Raw genomic sequence first — 16,115 nt, forward strand, 5'->3', positions numbered from 1 at the left:
AATGTCTCATCACTGTACACCCGCGATGGGACAAAAGTACCGTCACTAGGATGGAGCCATGGCTCGATGGGAACCCGGCGCGCGTGAGCGACTCGTCGTCGCGGCCGTCGAGCTGTTCTCCGAGAACGGCTACGACGAGACCACGGTGGCCGAGATCGCCGAGCGCGCCGGCCTCACGAAGAGCACGTTCTTCAGGTACTTCCCCGATAAGCGCGAGCTCTTGGTCGCCGGGCAAGAGACGCTGGGCGTCCTGCTCGCGGAGGGCATCGCGGCCGCACCGTCGGATGCGACCCCGCTCCAGGCGGTCGCCGCCGGTCTCGATGCCGTGGCGGGCGCGATGGGCCCGATCAACCGTGAGCTCGGTCCTCGCATGAAGGCGGCCATAGCCGCCAGCACGGAGCTTCAGGAACGCGACGCGCTGAAGAGCGTCGGCCTCGCGGCATCCATGACGTCCGCTCTCGTCGCGCGGGGCGTGCCCGAACCGACGGCCCACCTCGCCGCTGAACTCGGCCTGCTCGCGTTCAAGCGCGGCTACGCCGAGTGGACGGAGGGTGACCGCGAGTCCGGCCACGACCTCGCGCACTACATGTCGATCGCGCTGAACGAGCTGCGCGCCGCCACGGCGTCGCTGGGCTGAGTGGCCCCAGGGTGCGGCCACGGCGCGGCATGCGTTACGTGCGCCGATGGCGATCGTGATGCGTTTGCGGTAAGCGACCGCCGTGCGTCAGAGATCGACCTAGGCCCCGAGTCGGGTCCACTGGCCGACCGGGCGGCCGTTCTGGCGCCACCAGTCGGCGCCGACGGCATCGGGCTGCGGCCATCCGTCGGGTGAGTCCTCCCATTGCTCCCTACGCCCGTAAACAGTCATGTCGAGCAGTTGCAACGCCGGCATGATCGCCTCGGCTCCACGTCCGTCCGTCGCGTAGGTGAGGAAGATGCGGTCGCCGATGCGCAGGTAGGCGTTGAGCCAGCCGTCTGAGACTCCGCGCTCGGCAACACCGTGAAGGGAGTACCACGGCATCCGGTAGCCCATGAACTCGCGGAACGGAGCGAACTCCTCGTACGGGCCCTGGCACCAGACGGCGTAAGACACACCACGCGCTTCGAGGTAGGTGGTGTCCTGCGTGGCCCAGATCGTCAGCGTGCAGCCCTCGCACTGGTCTTCGAACGGCTTGCCGTCGTGCCACATGTGGTGACAGGTGATGAGCAGGTCGCGCCCCTCGAACATGTCGAGCAGAGGGGTGGGGCCGTTCTCGCCCTGGAGCGAGATGTTGCGCACCTCGAACATCGGAAGTCGCCGTCGTGCTGCCGCAATCGCGTCGCCCTCACGAGTGTGCGCCTTCTCGCGTTTCAGAAGCGCGTCGCGCGCCTGCATCCAGGTGTCCCAGTCGACGGTCGGCGGCGCTGCCACGGTATCCATGTCGCTATCGTAAGAATAGTTTCAGGTCGTGTAAAGAGATCACGGAAGGCGGTTGCGTGCCGGTCAAGAAGACATACGGAGAGCTCGGAGACGCCTGCGCCACAGCGCACTCACTCGACGTGATCGGCGACCGGTGGAGTCTGATCGTCGTGCGCGAGCTCATTCTCGGGCCGCGACGCTTCGCGGATCTGCTCTCGGCAGTGATCGGGATCACCCCGTCGGCGCTCGCCGGTCGACTGCGCGACCTGCAGAATGCGGGGGTCGTCGAGCAGACGACGCTCGACGACCTGGCGGGCACCCGCGCGTATCGGCTGACCCCGTGGGGCAGCGGGCTCGAGGATGTCATGCGCTCGATGGCCAGATGGGCGCACGGTTCGCCCGCTTTCCCCGTGCCGGGCACCGGCCTGACGCCCGACGGCGTGATCGTCGCGATGCGCACCATGACGCCGCCCGACGCGCACACCGACGTGCCCGTGCACGCCGAGTGGGAGCTCACCGACGTGCGGCAACCGGATGCCACGGCGCGGCGCTACCGGCTCGCCTGGCATCGCGGCGGCTTCGACCTGGCCCAGGGGCGCGACGACGCGGCCGACGTGAGGGTCGCCGGCGACTCCACCGCCTGGGCCGCCGTCGTCTTCATGGGGCTGCCGGTGGAGCAAGCTGAGCGGGACGGCATCCTCACCGTCGACGGCGACCGCGCGGCGCTGAAACGGGTGCTCGCGCTCTACTCGGCCCCTCCGGCGGGCTGAAGGGGCGGCATCCGGTCTCCTGGGGCGGCATCCGGTCGGTCGCGTGCCGCTCAACCGATCGGTGGCGCACTCGAACCGTTCGGTTGATCCGCGCGGGACCGCGGAAAACGACGCTGGAGTCATGACAAACACCGACACTCCTCAGGTCCGTACCGGCATCGCCGCGCTTCGCCGCGCTGCCTTCCGTCCCGTGCTCCTTCTGCTCACCGGCTTTCTCGTGGTCAGTGCAGCGATGATCGCGGTGCTCGTCGCCATGAGCGTCGGCGGCACCTCCGTCGGCACCGCCATCTGGATCCGGTGCTCGCTCGTGCTGGCCAGCGCCGTGGTGCTGCTGCTCATCGCGGCCGCCGCCGCCCGCGGCTCCCGCGCTGCCTGGATCAGGATGCGCATCATCAGCCCGATCGTCGTCATCGCGGTCATCGTGATCGTCTCGATCCCCGGGTTCCTCCCCGACTGGGTGCGGGTGGAGCAGGCGGCCTGCGGACTGCTCGTTCTGGGGGCGGCCATCCTGGTCAACCTTCCGCGCATGGGGCGACTCTTTCCCAAGGCCGCGCGCGTCACGACGGCATAAGGTCGGTACGTGATCGACCCGCGGTGGCGCACGATTCTCACCTTCGCGCCCTATCTCGTGCTGGGGATGCTCACAGCATTCGCCGTCGGCACCGAGTGGGGCGTGTGGGCGCGTCTCGTGCCAACGCTCATCCTCTGCGCGGCATACGGTGCATGGGTGCTCGTGATGCGGAACCTGCCGTTCCGCTGGCGGGATCGGCCTTCGGCCATCGCCGTCTTCATCGCGGGCGCCATCGCGCTGAACCTGGCGCTGGTGCTGCTGGAGGGTTCGTTCGGATTCCTCACCATCGCGACGTTCACCTTCGCGTACTCGCTCGTCGAGTGGCCGTGGGAACTGCTCGCCGTCGGTGCGACAGCGGTCGTCGCGGGACTGGCGCAGGGTTCCAGCTTCGGGCTCGACACGCTCGGATTCCTCGGGCGCGGCGTCGTCGTCGCGCTCAACGTCGTGATCATGTGCGGTCTCTCGTGGGGTCTGCGTCTCGCGCAGCGACAGGACGAACGGGCCGCCACCGCCGCGGAACGCGCGAGGTTGGCGCGGGAGATCCACGACACGCTGGCGCAGCGGTTTGCCGGCATCGTGACGCAACTGCAGGCCGCCGATCAGGCGCCCGACGACGACGCCCGGCGGCGCCACTCCGACGCCGCGATCGAACTGGCCCGGGACGGACTCGCGGAGGCGCGGCGCTCGGTGCAGGCGCTTCGGCCTGCGGCGCTCGACGCGGTGCGCTTGCACGAGGCGCTGCGCAACGTGGCGGCGAGCTGGTCGGCGCGCACGGGCATCCCTGTCGACTTCCGCGCATCCGGCGACGGCCGGGGCCTCACGACGGATGCCGAGGTCGCACTGCTCAGAACCACCCAGGAGGCGCTCGCGAACGTCGAGCGGCACGCTGGGGCACGTCGCGTCGTGCTGACCATGCGATCGGATGCCTCCGGCACCCGCCTGGAAGTGCGCGACGACGGTCGCGGATTCGACCCGGCCGAGCGGCACGGGCGCGATCCGCGACCGGAGGAGGGCGGGTACGGTCTGGTGGCGATGCGCGAACGGATCGAATCGGTGGCCGGCGCACTCGTCGTCGACTCGCGACCGGGACACGGCACAGCCGTGCGCGCGCAGGTGCCGGCGTGAGCGGGACGCGAGTGCGCGTTCTGCCGCGCGACGGTGCGCGTGCTGCCGTGCGACGGTGCGCGTGCTGCCGTGCGTGGGTGCGCGTTCCACCGCGCGTGGGTGCGTGTTCTGTCGTGTGTGGGTGCGCTTCTACCATGCGAAGGTGAGCTCCTACCATGCGAAGGTGCGCGATCCGGCGTGCGGGGGCGCGGCGTGAGCGAGCGAAGGTGTGGATGTGACTGAAGTGACGACGCCGATCCGGCTGCTGGTCGCCGACGACCACCCGGTGGTGCGCGACGGGATCGTCGGCATGGTGGCATCCGCCCCCGATGTCGAAGTGGTGGGCGAGGCATCCGATGGCGCCGAGGCGGTCTCGCTGGCGCGAGTGCTCGACCCGGACGTCGTGCTGATGGACCTGCGGATGCCCGGCACCGACGGCGTCGCGGCGACCCGCGAGTTCGCGCGGGCGGGCATCCGTGCCAGGGTCGTCATCCTGACCACGTTCGACTCCGACTCCGACGTGCTGCCGGCGATCGAAGCCGGAGCGACCGGGTATCTGCTGAAGGATGCCCCGCGAGACGACCTGCTGCGGGCCATCCGTGCCGCCGCTGCCGGCGAGGCGGTGCTCGCGCCGTCTGTCGCCTCCCGGTTGATGGGGCGTGTGCGCACACCTGAGGCGAACGCGCTGAGCCCCAGGGAGTTGGAGGTGCTGGCGCTCGTCGCGGACGGCGCGACGAACCGCGCGGTGGGCGCCCGGATGCACCTCAGCGAGGCAACCGTGAAGACGCACCTGCTGAGCGTCTACGCCAAGCTGGGCGTCGGCGACCGCGCCGCCGCCGTCGCGGAGGGCTTCCGGCGCGGGCTCCTGACCGGGTAGGCCGTTGCGTGCTGGGAGGCACGCGGATGCCCTGCTCGACACCGCGCGCGGGCACCCGCGTGCGGTCACGCCGTGGTACGCGGCATCGAGGCTCAGACGGGGAGCCCAGACGTTGGGCACTGACGGCGGACTCAGACCGTGAGCATCACCTTGATGGCTCGGCGCTCATCCATGGCCTTGTAGCCCTCGGCCGCCTCCTCGAGCGGCAGGGTCAGGTCGAACACCTTTCCCGGGTCGATCTTGCGCGTCCAGATCAGGTCGATCAGTTCGGGCAGGAACCGCCGAACAGGTGCCGGCCCGCCCAGCAGGTGCACCTCGGCGAAGAACAGCTCGTCGCCCGGGATCGCGACGTCGTGGGCGACGCCGACGAAGCCGACGTGCCCGCCCGCGCGAGTCGAGCGGATGGCCTGCAGGAACGACTCCTGCGTGCCGACCGCCTCGATCACGCTGTGCGCGCCGAGACCGCCGGTGAGCTCCTTGATGCGGGCGACGCCGGCATCGCCGCGCTCCTCCACGATGTCGGTCGCACCGAACTCGCGTGCCAGCGCCTGCCGGTCCGCGTGGCGCGACATCGCGATGATGCGCTCGGCGCCGAGCTGCTTCGCGGCCAGCACGCCGAGCAGGCCGACCGCTCCATCGCCGACGACCGCGACCGTCTTGCCGGGGCCGGCTTCTGCGGCGACCGCGGCGAACCATCCGGTGCCGAGCACATCGGATGCCGCCAGCAGCGACGGGATGAGGTCGGCGTCGGGCCGCCCGGGCGTGGCGACCAGGGTGCCGTCGGCCAGGGGGATGCGCGCCTTCGTCGACTGCGTTCCGATCGAGCCCATTCCCACGACGTGCACGCAGCGGGACTGGTAACCGGCCCGGCAGATCTCGCACGTGTTGTCGGATGCCATGAACGATCCGACGACGAAGTCGCCCACCTTGATGGTCTTCACGTCAGCACCGATCTCCTCGACCACCCCGACGTACTCGTGGCCCATCGGGGTGTGGTGCGGCTGGTCGACGCCACGGTACGGCCACAGGTCGGAACCGCAGATACAGGTCGCGGCGAGGCGGATGATCGCATCCGTCGGCTCGATGATCGTCGGGTCTTCGCGTTCGGCGACGCTGATCTCGCCGGGAGCGTCCATGATGACTGCGCGCATTGCGTCGCCTCCAGTTGTGGTCGATGGTGTGCGATACAAGGCAACACCATCGCGCGCGTACGTGGGAGTCACTGCCGGAACGTGTACCGGCAGGGCGCCCTTCGTGGGTACTCGCGCCGTCAGGCGAATCGATGGCCCATCGTGCCGTGCACCCTGCGGTTCAGTGACGTGATGGGCCATCAAGTCGAGCGTCTATGGCCGTTCATGCGGGTCGATCGCGGCGATCGGCCTCGGTGGGCGTGCGCACGTGGGGCCCTTCTGCTCGGGCCGTCGCCTCACAGCGGGTTCGCCCCCGCCAGTTGCGCGACTCGTTCGGCGACGAGCAGGAGGCCCACGAGGATCATGGCGATTCCGGAGACGCGACTGATGATCCGTGCCGCCGACGGACGTGCCGTCAGGATGCGTCGCGCCCCGAATCCCAACGACAGGTAGAAGGCGAAGCAGAGGGTCACGAACACGCCGCCGAGAAGCGCGAGCTGCGCCGTCATCGGCCACGCACCGCCGAGGCGCGCGAACTGCGGCAGGATCGCCAGGAACACGAGCAGCCCCTTGGGATTCAATGCGCTCACGCCGATGCCCTTGCCGACGAGGCGCCAGTGCCGCGAGCCGTCCGTCGTGGCTTCCGACACGCCTATCGCAGACGGATGCCGCAGCGTCATGACTCCCAGGTAGACAAGGTAGGCCGCGCCCAGGAACGTGAGTCCGGTCAGAAACCCGGGCAGAGCGGTGACGAGCTGCCCGATGCCTGCGGCGACGATGCCGGTGAGCAGCGCGTATCCGACGACGAGTCCGCCGACGGCGGGGAGGACGACACGGTCACGCACTCCGACACCCAGCACGTACGCCCAGTCCGGGCCAGGCACGACGATCAGCGAGAGCGCCACTCCGGCGAAACCGAGAACTGCTGCGGGATTCATCCTGTCACCATCGAGCAGGAACTTATGCCAGAATGCCCGCAAGGTGCTGCCCACTTCTCATCGTGAGGGCTTGTCGATTGGGAGAAATATGACGATCGATCGACTTGACCGCAAGATTCTTTCCGAGCTGCAGAGCGAGGGTCGTCTGAGCGTCACGGATCTCGCTTCTCGAGTCGGCCTGACGCTCTCGCCGACGCACCGCCGCGTGCGGGACCTGGAGACCTCCGGCGCCATCCTCGGATACCGCGCGATCGTCGATCCCGCCGCGCTCGGGCTGGACTTCGAGGCGCTTGTCTTCATCACGATGAAGCAGGAGGACCGCGAGACGCTCCTGGCGTTCGAGAAGGCGGTGGCGGACATCCCGAACGTGGTGCTCGCGCAGCGACTGTTCGGCGACCCGGACTACATACTGCGGGTGCGGACGGCGGATCTCGACACCTACGCGCAGTTCCAGGACAACGAGCTCGCGCGCCTGCCCGGCGTTCAGCGGTTCCAGTCCACGCTCGTCATGAAGAACCTGGTGGTGGATCGGCCGTACCCGACCGAGTCGTAGTCGCGACGGCCGAACCAGTGGCCGCTGTTCTGGGTACCCGAAGTGCCGTTTCGGACGTGCGGATGCGCCGTCGGCATCGCACCGCACCTCACGTTTCAACGCCCGCATTCGACTTCAGGGTGAGTCGTCGCCGCACGGGCGACGCGGGCGAACAGGAACAGACCATGCCGCATACCAAGAACGATCGGTTGCCTCCCGCCTTCGTGAAGATGGCGTGGTCCAGTGTGCTGGCCCTGTCGGCCGACCAGATCGCGCTGGCGGCCACCCCGCTCGCCGCGGTGCTCCTGCTCGGTGCCGACGCATCGGTCACCGCCACCCTGCAGGCGACGCAGACGCTTCCCTTCCTGCTACTCGCACTGCCTGCCGGGGTGGCGGCCGATCGGATGTCGCGCCGCAGGTTGCTCATCGCCGGAGAGGTCGTTCGCGTGGTGTCGGTCGCCGCCATCGTGATGCTGCTCGTCGCCCAGCAGCTGACGGTCCCGCTGCTGGCCGTGCTGTCGTTCAGCGGCGCTGTCGGGACTGTCGCGCTGAGCGTCGCCGGCCCCGCGATGACCCCTTCGCTGGTGTCGCGGGAACGACTGAGCGACGCGAACCGCTGGCTCGAGGTCGGCCGCAGTGCGGCCTATGTCGGAGGGCCGGCGCTCGCCGGGGCGTTGGTGAGCGTAACCGGCGCGCCCGCGGCGTTCGTGGCGGCCGTCGTGATCTGCGTGGCGGGCATCCTGCTGCTGGTCCGCCTTCCGCAGGATGCGCCGCTCGCTCGCGAGCGCCGGCATCCGCTCGGCGAGGTCGTCGAGGGTGCCGCCTTCGTCGTTCGTCACCCTTTGCTGCGGCCGATCATCGTGATCGCCATCCTGTTCAACGTCGCCTGGTTCGTGCTGCAGGGCGTGTACGTCGCCTATGCGGTGCACACGATGGGGTTCAGTGCCGCGGTCGTCGGGCTCACCCTCGGCGTGTACGGAGCAGGGATGGTCGTGGGCGCCTTCGCCGCGCGCTGGGTGCTGCGCCGGTTCGCGTTCGGACTCGCGGTCGCGGTCGGTCCGCTCAGCGGGATGGTCGCGGCGCTCATCATGGTGTGCACGCTCTGGTTCCCCTCGCCGGTTCTGGCGGGTGCCGCATTCTTTCTGTTCGGTGCCGGGCCCGTGCTGTGGACGATCAGCACGACGACGCTGCGGCAGACCGTCACCCCGGCGAACATGCTCGGACGGGTCTCGGCGCTCGTGACCATGGCGACGTACGGTGCGCGCCCGATCGGCGCGATCATCGGCGGCCTCGTGGCGAGCTGGTTCGGAGTGCAGGAGTGTCTGATCGTTGCGGCGGCGGGATTCGTGATCCAGTTCGTCTGCATCGGCGTCTCGGCGCTGCCGCGGCTGCGGGTGATTCCGGAGGCGGTCGAGGCGGTGGGGTGAGCCGGTGTGACCGGTGTGCTCACCGCACGAGCGCACACGCAACGCGCCGGCACACATCCAACGCGCGAGCGCACGCGCGATCGGCGAGCGGGCACGCTGTCGGCGAGCGGGCACGTTCCTGACGAGTAGACATGGAACCGACCTCTGTTGGATGTTTGCTCGCGCGTTGGATGTGTGCTCGTGCGTTGGGTGTCTGCTCGTCTGTTGGATGTGTGCTCGTGCGTTGCGCGTGTGCTCGTCTGTTGCGCGCCTGCTCGTGCGTTGCGTTGCGTTGCGTGCCTGCTCGCTCAGCACGCGCGTTGCGTGTCTGCGCCGGGCGCCCGCCTCCCTCAGGGGCACGTGTCACGTGCTCGCGCCGCGAGATGCGTCAGCGAGACGCGGCGGCCGGCCCGGTCGACGCCCGCACAACCAGCTCGTTGTCGATCAGGCGAAGGCCCGGCTGCGCGGGCTCGCGCTGGATCGCCCGATCGAGCAGGGCGAACGCGCGCTGCCCGACCTCGGCGAAGTTCTGCCGAACGGTCGTCAGCGGCGGCCAGTACTCGGCTGACTCCGGGTTGTCGTCGAAGCCGACCACGCTGATCTCGCCGGGCACGTCGCGCCCCGATTCGTGCAGCGCCCTGAGCACGCCGAGCGCGAGCTGATCGTTCGCGCAGAACACGGCGGAGACATCTTCCCGCGCGGCGAGCACCCGACCCGCCTCGTAACCTGAATCCGCGAGCCAGCTGCCGCAGAGCGGCTCGGGCACTTCGCGCTCGTGCGCGAGCAGCGTCTGGCGCCAGCTGTCGGCGCGATCGGAGGCCGCGTTCGAGGTCTGGACAGGCCCGGCCACATGCCAGACGGTGGGATGCCCGAGGCCGAGCAGGTGCTCGACGGCCAGTCGTGCGCCCTGCCGCTGATCCGCGTTCACGGAGATGCGGTCGTCGTACCGCCGCGAGTCCACGAGCACCGACGGGATGCGGTCGGGGAACTCGATCGAGTGCTCGCTGAGCTCGTGCGCCTCGAGGATGACGATGATGCCGTCGACTGCTTCGTGATCGAGCCGGGAAAGGGCATCCGTGATGCCTCCGGTCGACGGATCGCCGATGGAGATGAGGTCGATCGAAAAGCCGTGCGTCGCGGCCTCGGCGGCGATCGCATCGAGGATGCGGATCGATCCGATGTTCTGCAACGTGAACATGAGTACGCCGATGGTCTGGAATCGGCCGCTCTTCAGGGCACGTGCTGCGCTATTCGGCCGGTAGTCGAGCTCGGCCATGGCGGCGAGCACGCGATCGCGGGTCTCCGCCTTGACCGTGTCGAGACCGTTGGAGACCCTGCTGACGGTCTGCGACGAGACGCCGGCCCTGGCGGCGACATCGGCGATGGATGCCGGGCGCAGCCTGCGCAGTTCGGTCTCGGTCATCCTGCTCCTTCGCGCCGGGTCGGGCCCGGCCGCGTCGTGTCGTGCCGTGCCGGCTCGGCTGGGCTCGGCTTCACGCGCCCGGTCTTCTGCATCGTATCCGCTCGCGAAAACAGGACATCGGGCCGAGAACAGGACGATTCGGCCTGTTCCCGACGGGGAGGCGCTTTCCTGCCTGTTCCCGGGTTGTGTGCCCATCGGGTGGACGCACCGCGTTCTGCAGACCGTTCCGCCGGATACCCATCAAATGTATGTTAACGTAAACATGTTTACGTGAACATCGATCGTTCCCAACGAAGGCAACTCGTGTCATCCCTCACCACTTCGTCTCCCAGGCGAAACTCGGCCGCCCCCGCCGGGGGTCAGCCGCGCGCCACTCCGCCCCCCGCCCGCCGCAAGCGCTCGACGCTCCAACGTCGCGTCTCGCTGGCCGGCGTCGGCTTCGTCACGCCATTCATGATCGGCCTCGCGCTGTTCATCGTCGCCCCGATCGTCTACGCGCTTGCCCTGAGCGTCTTCCGCACTCAGCTCGTCGGGGGCACCGCCTTCGTGGGCCTGGGCAACTACATCACGCTCTTCCAAGACGCGAAGTTCTGGGAGTCGTTCCTGCGCGTTCTGCTGTTCCTCGTCGTGCAGGTGCCGATCATGCTGGTGCTCTCGCTCGTCGCGGCACTCGCGCTCGACAGCGCCCGGCTGCACGGCGCCGGGTTCTTTCGCATCGCGATCTTCCTGCCGTACGCCGTTCCCGGTGTGGTCGCCGCGCTCATCTGGGGCTTCATCTACGGCGACCAGTTCGGCCTCACCGCCGCCGTGAACGACGCGTTCGGCTGGCACCTGGCGCCACTGGCCAAGTCGTGGATCCTCGGCTCGATCGGCAACATCGTCACCTGGGAGTTCATGGGCTACAACATGCTCATCTTCTACTCGGCGCTCAGGGTCATCTCCCCCGACCTGTACGAGGCCGCCGAGCTCGACGGCGCAGGCGCCTGGCGGACGATGTTCAACATCAAGCTGCCGGCCATCCGCGGATCCCTCGTGATCGCCGTCATCTTCTCGATCATCGGGAGCTTCCAGCTCTTCAACGAGCCCAACCTGCTGCAACCGCTCGCCCCGAACGCCATCAGCAGCAACTTCACACCGAACATGTACGCCTACAACCTGTCGTTCGCCGGCCAGCAGTTCAACTACTCGGCAGCCGTCGCGATCGTGATGGGCCTCATCACGGCCGTCATCGCCTACGTGGTGCAGGTGCGCGGAACAAGGGCGGAGAACCGATGACCAGCACGGCCACGACCACGCAGAAGGATGCCCGCACTCGGCAGACGGATGCCCGCGCGAGCCGGGCAGGCGGCATCCGTCGGCCCGCCACCGCGGTGCGTCGACGCCGGCCGGCGACCGCCGCTCGCCCGCGTCGCAACATCGTGCTCACCATCGTGATGGCACTCTTCGTCGTCTACTCCTTCGTGCCGCTGGCCTGGCTGCTGATCAACGCCACGAAGACGCAGGGCGACCTGTTCTCCACGTTCGGCCTCGGCTTCGGGCACCACTTCGCGCTGTTCCAGAACATCGCCGAGACCTTCGCCTACAAGGACGGCATCTTCCTGCACTGGTTCGGCAACACGCTGCTCTACGTCGTGGTCGGCGCGGGCGGCGCCACCCTGCTGGCGACGCTGGCCGGGTACGGACTCGCGAAGTTCGCCTTCCGCGGCCGTAAGGCCGTGTTCGCGGTGGTGCTCGGCGCGATTGCCGTACCCGGAACCGCGCTGGCCGTGCCGACCTTCCTGCTGTTCAGCCAGCTGGGGCTGACGAACACGCCGTGGGCGATCATCCTGCCCTCGCTGATCAGTCCCTTCGGCCTCTACCTGATCTGGACGTTCGCAATCGACGCCGTTCCCACCGAGGTGCTCGAGGCGGCTCGCATGGACGGCGCGAGCGAGTTGCGCACGTTCTGCACGATCTCGCTGAAGCTGCTCGCGCCCGGCATCGTCACGGTGCTGCTGTTCGCGATCGTCGCCACCTGGAACAACTACTTCCTGCCGCTGATCATGCTGAGCGACCCCACGTGGTACCCGCTCACCGTCGGCCTCAGCCAGTGGAGCGCGCAGGCGACCGGTGTGGGTGCGCAGCCCATCTTCAACCTGGTCATCACCGGAAGCCTGCTCACCATCGTGCCGATCGTCGTGGCCTTCCTGTTCCTGCAGCGCTACTGGCAGTCGGGACTGGCCGCCGGAAGCGTCAAGTCCTGAGCGGCGCGGGCATCCGCCGCCATCGGCACGCAGAGCCCACACCCGCCCATCCCGACGCAGAACTCCTACCCCATACCGAAGCAGAACCCCTACCCCATCCCGATGAAGTGAAAGGCATGAAATGAATCACAGCACGCGATCGTCGGCGCTCCGCCGGCTCGCATCCGTGGCGGCCGCCGGTGCGGTCGTCGCTGCCGCCCTGGTCGGATGCTCGTCATCCGGCAACGGGTCGGGCGCCGGATCGACGGACGCGGCCGCGGCACTCAAGCAGGGTGGCACCATCACGTACTGGACGTGGACCCCCGCCGCCAAGGCGCAGGTGGCCGCGTTCGAGAAGGCGTACCCGAAGGTGCACGTCAAGCTCGTGAACGCCGGTACCAACACCACGGAGTACACGAAGCTGCAGAACGCAGTGAAGGCCGGCAAGGGCGCACCGGATGTCGCCCAGGTCGAGTACTACGCGCTGCCGCAGTTCGCCCTCAGCGACTCCCTCGTCGACCTGACGCAGTTCGGCTTCGACAAGCTGAAGAAGGACTTCTCCGTCGGCCCGTGGAACAACGTCAACGTGCAGGGCAAGCTCGTCGGTCTGCCGCAGGACTCGGGCCCGATGGCGATGTTCTACAACAAGACCGAGTTCGCCAAGTACGGCATTCAGGTGCCGACCACATGGGCCGAGTACGTGGATGCCGCCAAGAAGCTGCACGCCGCGAACCCGAACGCCTACATCACCTCCGACAGCGGCGACCCCGGGTTCGCGACCAGCATGATCTGGCAGGCGGGCGGGCATCCGTTCCAGGTGAACGGCACGAAGGTGACGATCAACCTGCAGGACTCGGGAACCAAGAAGTTCACGTCCGTCTGGAACGAGCTCGTCGAGAACAAGCTCCTCTCCCAGACGCCCGGCTGGACGGACGACTGGTACAAGGGCCTCGGCAACGGCGACATCGCGACGCTGATCACCGGTGCCTGGATGCCCGGCGTGCTCGAGTCCTCGGTGCCGCAGGCATCCGGTCAGTGGGCCGTCGCGCCCATTCCGACCTACGACGGCAAGGCAGTGAACGCCGAGAACGGCGGCAGCTCCGAGGTCGTCATGAAACAGAGCAAGAACCAGGCGCTCGCCGCCGGATTCCTCAAATGGCTGAACGACAGCAAGCAGAGCGTCGACATCTTCGTGAAGAGCGGCGGAGGATTCCCGTCCACGGTCGCCGACCAGAACTCCGACTCGTTCCTGAACCAGGCACCGGAGTACTTCGCCGGGCAGAAGATCAACAAGGTGCTGGTCGAAGGTGCGAAGAATGTGCAGCCCGGCTGGCAGTACCTGCCGTACGAGGTGTACGCGAACAGCATCTTCGCCGACACGGTGGGCCAGTCCTACAGCAGCGCGACCTCGCTGGACACCGGTCTCGAGGCATGGCAGAAGCAACTGATCAGCTACGGCAACCAGCAGGGCTTCACGGTCAAGGCCGGCTAGCCCCGCCCCGCACCGCTGGTCGAGCTCGGCCCTGCCTCTGGTCGAGCGTGTCCGCACCGCTTCGAGCGTGTCCGCACCGCTGGTCGAGCGTGTCCTACCGCTGGTCGCGCTTGTCCGTACCGCTGGCTGAGCTCGTCCGTACCGCTGGTTGAGCTCGTCCTACCGCTGGTTGAGCTTGTCGAAACCCGCCTGCCCGGCTTGGTTTCGACAAGCTCAACCGGCGGTCTCCGCACCACAACCTGGAGTTCTCACCCATGGGTCGTTTCGAGATCGGATCGGACGCCTTCCTGCTCGATTCAGCGCCGTACCGCGTCATCTCGGGAGCGCTGCACTACTTCCGCGTGCATCCCGCGCACTGGCGCGATCGCATCCGTCTTGCCCGTGCCATGGGGCTCAACACCATCGAGACGTACGTTCCGTGGAACGAGCACGAGCCGTTGCCCGGCGCCTTCGTCGTGGATGACCCGCGACTCGACCTCGGTCGCTTTCTGGAGATCGTCGCCGAGGAAGGAATGTTCGCGATCGTGCGCCCGGGCCCGTACATCTGCGCGGAATGGGACGGCGGCGGCCTTCCCGGATGGCTGCTCGCCGACCCCGACGTGCGCATGCGCAGCACGGATGCCCGCTTCCTCGACCCTGCCAGACGCTACCTGCGTCACGTGCTCGGCGTCGTCGCCCCTCTGCAGGTGGACGAGGGTGGCCCGGTCATCCTCGTGCAGGTCGAGAACGAGTACGGCGCGTACGGCTCCGACAAGGAGTACCTGCGGGAGCTTACGGAGGCGACGCGGGCATCCGGAATCACCGTTCCGCTCATCACCGTGGACCAGCCGAGCGGGTCGATGATCGCGGACGGCAGCCTGCCCGAGCTGCACAAGACAGCGTCGTTCGGGTCGCACGCGGCAGAACGGCTTGCGCACTTGCGGCTTCAGCAGCCGACCGGGCCGCTGATGTGCGGCGAGTTCTGGTGCGGCTGGTTCGACCACTGGGGCGCGCACCACCACACCACCCCGGCACGGGCATCCGCCGCGGAGCTCGATGCGTTGCTGGCGGCGGGCGCGTCGGTGAACGTCTACATGGTGCACGGCGGTACGAACTTCGGCTTCACCAACGGGGCGAACGACAAGGGCGTCTACCAGCCGATCACGACGTCGTACGACTACGACGCCCCCATCGACGAGGCCGGGCGCCCGACCGAGAAGTTCTGGGCGTTCCGCGAGGTGATCGCCAAGTACGCGCCGGTGCCCGAGTTCGAGCGCGTCCCGGTCGCGGCTGCGCCGACGTTCGAGGTACTGCTCGAGCCTGCCGTCGGGCTTCTGGATGCCGCGGCATCCGACTGCTCCTGGGCCTCACACGATGGTCTGCCGGCGATGGAGGATCTCGGGGTGTACCGCGGGTTGGTCGCGTACCGAACAGCTCTGCCGAACCGGTCGCCGGCGGTGCTCGCGTTCGGCGAGGTGCGCGATCGTGCCATCGCTGTCGTGGACGGTGTGCGGGTCGGCGTGCTCGGTCGCGAGAGGCACGAGCGAGCGGTCGTGGTGCCCGGCGGAGACGAGCTTCTCATCATCGTGGAAGACGAAGGACGCGTCGACTACGGCCCCCGCATCGGCGAGCGCAAGGGTCTGATCGGCACCGCGACCATCGACGGCGTGCCACTCGAGCGGTGGGAGACGCTGCGGCTGGACGCGGATGCGCTCGCGTGCACGGTCGCTGCCGCGGCTGCCGTGGCGAGTGCAGTTGGAGCGCGCGACACCGTTGCGGGCGGCCGCAGCGACCCGTCGCTGCCCGCGTTCCACCGCGCCCTGTTCGAACTCGAGGAATCCGCCGACCTCTTCCTCGACACGGCTACCTGGGGCAAGGGTGCCGCCTGGGTGAACGGATTCCCGCTCGGACGGTACTGGAGCGCCGGCCCTCAGCGCACGCTCTACGTGCCCGCGGGCGCGACTCGGGCAGGCGAGAACGAGCTGGTCGTGCTCGAACTGGATGCGATGTCGTCGTCGACCGCGCGCTTCGTGTCCGCGCTGGGCCTGGGCCACACCGAGGTGTAGACGAACGCGGGTCGTGACATCCGATCGTCAGTCGATCTCGAGGAGTCGTCGCCTGTCGAGTGAGCGGGTTTCGTCGAGTGGGCAGGGTGCGGGCGAGTGGGCACGGTGTGGTCCTAGCGAGCGGGTGTGGTCGAGTGAGCACGGGAGCGACGAGCCGCCACGTTCTCGACGAGCGGGCACGCGAGCGACGAGCCACCATGAGGTGG

The 16,115-nt window shown here is 68.4% G+C and carries 15 protein-coding genes; 11 read left to right on the plus strand and 4 right to left on the minus strand.

Annotated elements, in window-relative coordinates:
• The first annotated feature begins 58 nt into the window (after positions 1-58).
• Entirely contained in the window at positions 59-637 is a 579-nt protein-coding gene (locus tag ACYVDK_RS01735; RefSeq protein WP_460517025.1) for a TetR/AcrR family transcriptional regulator, read from the plus strand.
• Positions 638-736: 99 nt separating this feature from the next.
• Here the strand turns inward: ACYVDK_RS01735 and ACYVDK_RS01740 are convergent, their stop codons facing one another.
• Entirely contained in the window at positions 737-1,420 is a 684-nt protein-coding gene (locus tag ACYVDK_RS01740; RefSeq protein WP_460517028.1) for a thioredoxin domain-containing protein, read from the minus strand.
• A gap of 56 nt (positions 1,421-1,476) precedes the next feature.
• On the opposite strand from ACYVDK_RS01740, the gene ACYVDK_RS01745 reads away from it, so the two are divergent.
• From ACYVDK_RS01745 to ACYVDK_RS01760, 4 genes are all read left to right on the plus strand, one after another.
• On the plus strand, positions 1,477-2,169 hold the full coding sequence (locus tag ACYVDK_RS01745; protein ID WP_460517031.1) for a winged helix-turn-helix transcriptional regulator: 693 nt from the start codon (positions 1,477-1,479) through the stop codon (positions 2,167-2,169).
• A 121-nt stretch (positions 2,170-2,290) separates the two neighbouring features.
• Positions 2,291-2,740: a hypothetical protein gene (locus tag ACYVDK_RS01750; RefSeq protein WP_460517034.1), complete on the plus strand. Its 450-nt coding sequence runs from the start codon at positions 2,291-2,293 to the stop codon at positions 2,738-2,740.
• Positions 2,741-2,749: 9 nt separating this feature from the next.
• The gene (locus ACYVDK_RS01755) at positions 2,750-3,865 is read left to right on the plus strand and encodes a sensor histidine kinase (protein WP_460517037.1); all 1,116 of its coding nucleotides are present in this window, start codon (positions 2,750-2,752) and stop codon (positions 3,863-3,865) included.
• 214 nt (positions 3,866-4,079) lie between these two features.
• Positions 4,080-4,721 (plus strand): response regulator, encoded by a 642-nt coding sequence (locus ACYVDK_RS01760; RefSeq protein WP_460517039.1) that lies wholly within the window; start codon positions 4,080-4,082, stop codon positions 4,719-4,721.
• 131 nt (positions 4,722-4,852) lie between these two features.
• Here the strand turns inward: ACYVDK_RS01760 and ACYVDK_RS01765 are convergent, their stop codons facing one another.
• Positions 4,853-5,872, minus strand: coding sequence for a zinc-dependent alcohol dehydrogenase family protein (locus ACYVDK_RS01765; protein WP_460517041.1), 1,020 nt, complete (start codon positions 5,870-5,872; stop codon positions 4,853-4,855).
• Between the two features lie 275 nt (positions 5,873-6,147).
• Complete coding sequence (locus ACYVDK_RS01770) at positions 6,148-6,789, minus strand: LysE family translocator (RefSeq protein ID WP_460517044.1); 642 nt, start codon at positions 6,787-6,789, stop codon at positions 6,148-6,150.
• An 88-nt stretch (positions 6,790-6,877) separates the two neighbouring features.
• On the opposite strand from ACYVDK_RS01770, the gene ACYVDK_RS01775 reads away from it, so the two are divergent.
• Positions 6,878-7,342 carry an Lrp/AsnC family transcriptional regulator gene (locus ACYVDK_RS01775; protein WP_460517047.1) on the plus strand — a complete coding sequence of 155 codons (465 nt, stop codon included), beginning with the start codon at positions 6,878-6,880 and terminating at the stop codon, positions 7,340-7,342.
• A 164-nt stretch (positions 7,343-7,506) separates the two neighbouring features.
• On the plus strand, positions 7,507-8,748 hold the full coding sequence (locus ACYVDK_RS01780; protein WP_460517050.1) for an MFS transporter: 1,242 nt from the start codon (positions 7,507-7,509) through the stop codon (positions 8,746-8,748).
• A gap of 367 nt (positions 8,749-9,115) precedes the next feature.
• Here ACYVDK_RS01780 and ACYVDK_RS01785 read toward each other — a convergent pair whose 3' ends face one another.
• Positions 9,116-10,150 carry a LacI family DNA-binding transcriptional regulator gene (locus ACYVDK_RS01785; RefSeq protein WP_460517053.1) on the minus strand — a complete coding sequence of 345 codons (1,035 nt, stop codon included), beginning with the start codon at positions 10,148-10,150 and terminating at the stop codon, positions 9,116-9,118.
• A 303-nt stretch (positions 10,151-10,453) separates the two neighbouring features.
• Between ACYVDK_RS01785 and ACYVDK_RS01790 the strand changes: the two genes are divergently transcribed.
• The 4 genes from ACYVDK_RS01790 to ACYVDK_RS01805 all read left to right on the plus strand — a co-directional run bounded on the left by ACYVDK_RS01790 (position 10,454) and on the right by ACYVDK_RS01805 (position 15,909).
• Positions 10,454-11,425, plus strand: coding sequence for a carbohydrate ABC transporter permease (locus ACYVDK_RS01790; protein WP_460517366.1), 972 nt, complete (start codon positions 10,454-10,456; stop codon positions 11,423-11,425).
• The gene (locus ACYVDK_RS01795; protein ID WP_460517056.1) at positions 11,422-12,393 is read left to right on the plus strand and encodes a carbohydrate ABC transporter permease; all 972 of its coding nucleotides are present in this window, start codon (positions 11,422-11,424) and stop codon (positions 12,391-12,393) included. Before ACYVDK_RS01790 ends, ACYVDK_RS01795 begins: the two co-directional genes overlap by 4 nt.
• Positions 12,394-12,514: 121 nt before the next feature.
• Positions 12,515-13,864 carry an ABC transporter substrate-binding protein gene (locus ACYVDK_RS01800; RefSeq protein ID WP_460517059.1) on the plus strand — a complete coding sequence of 450 codons (1,350 nt, stop codon included), beginning with the start codon at positions 12,515-12,517 and terminating at the stop codon, positions 13,862-13,864.
• A gap of 254 nt (positions 13,865-14,118) precedes the next feature.
• Positions 14,119-15,909, plus strand: a complete 1,791-nt coding sequence (locus ACYVDK_RS01805) for a glycoside hydrolase family 35 protein (protein WP_460517062.1) — start codon at positions 14,119-14,121, stop codon at positions 15,907-15,909.
• The last annotated feature ends 206 nt before the right edge of the window (positions 15,910-16,115 follow it).

The organism is Humibacter antri (genome assembly GCF_054777235.1).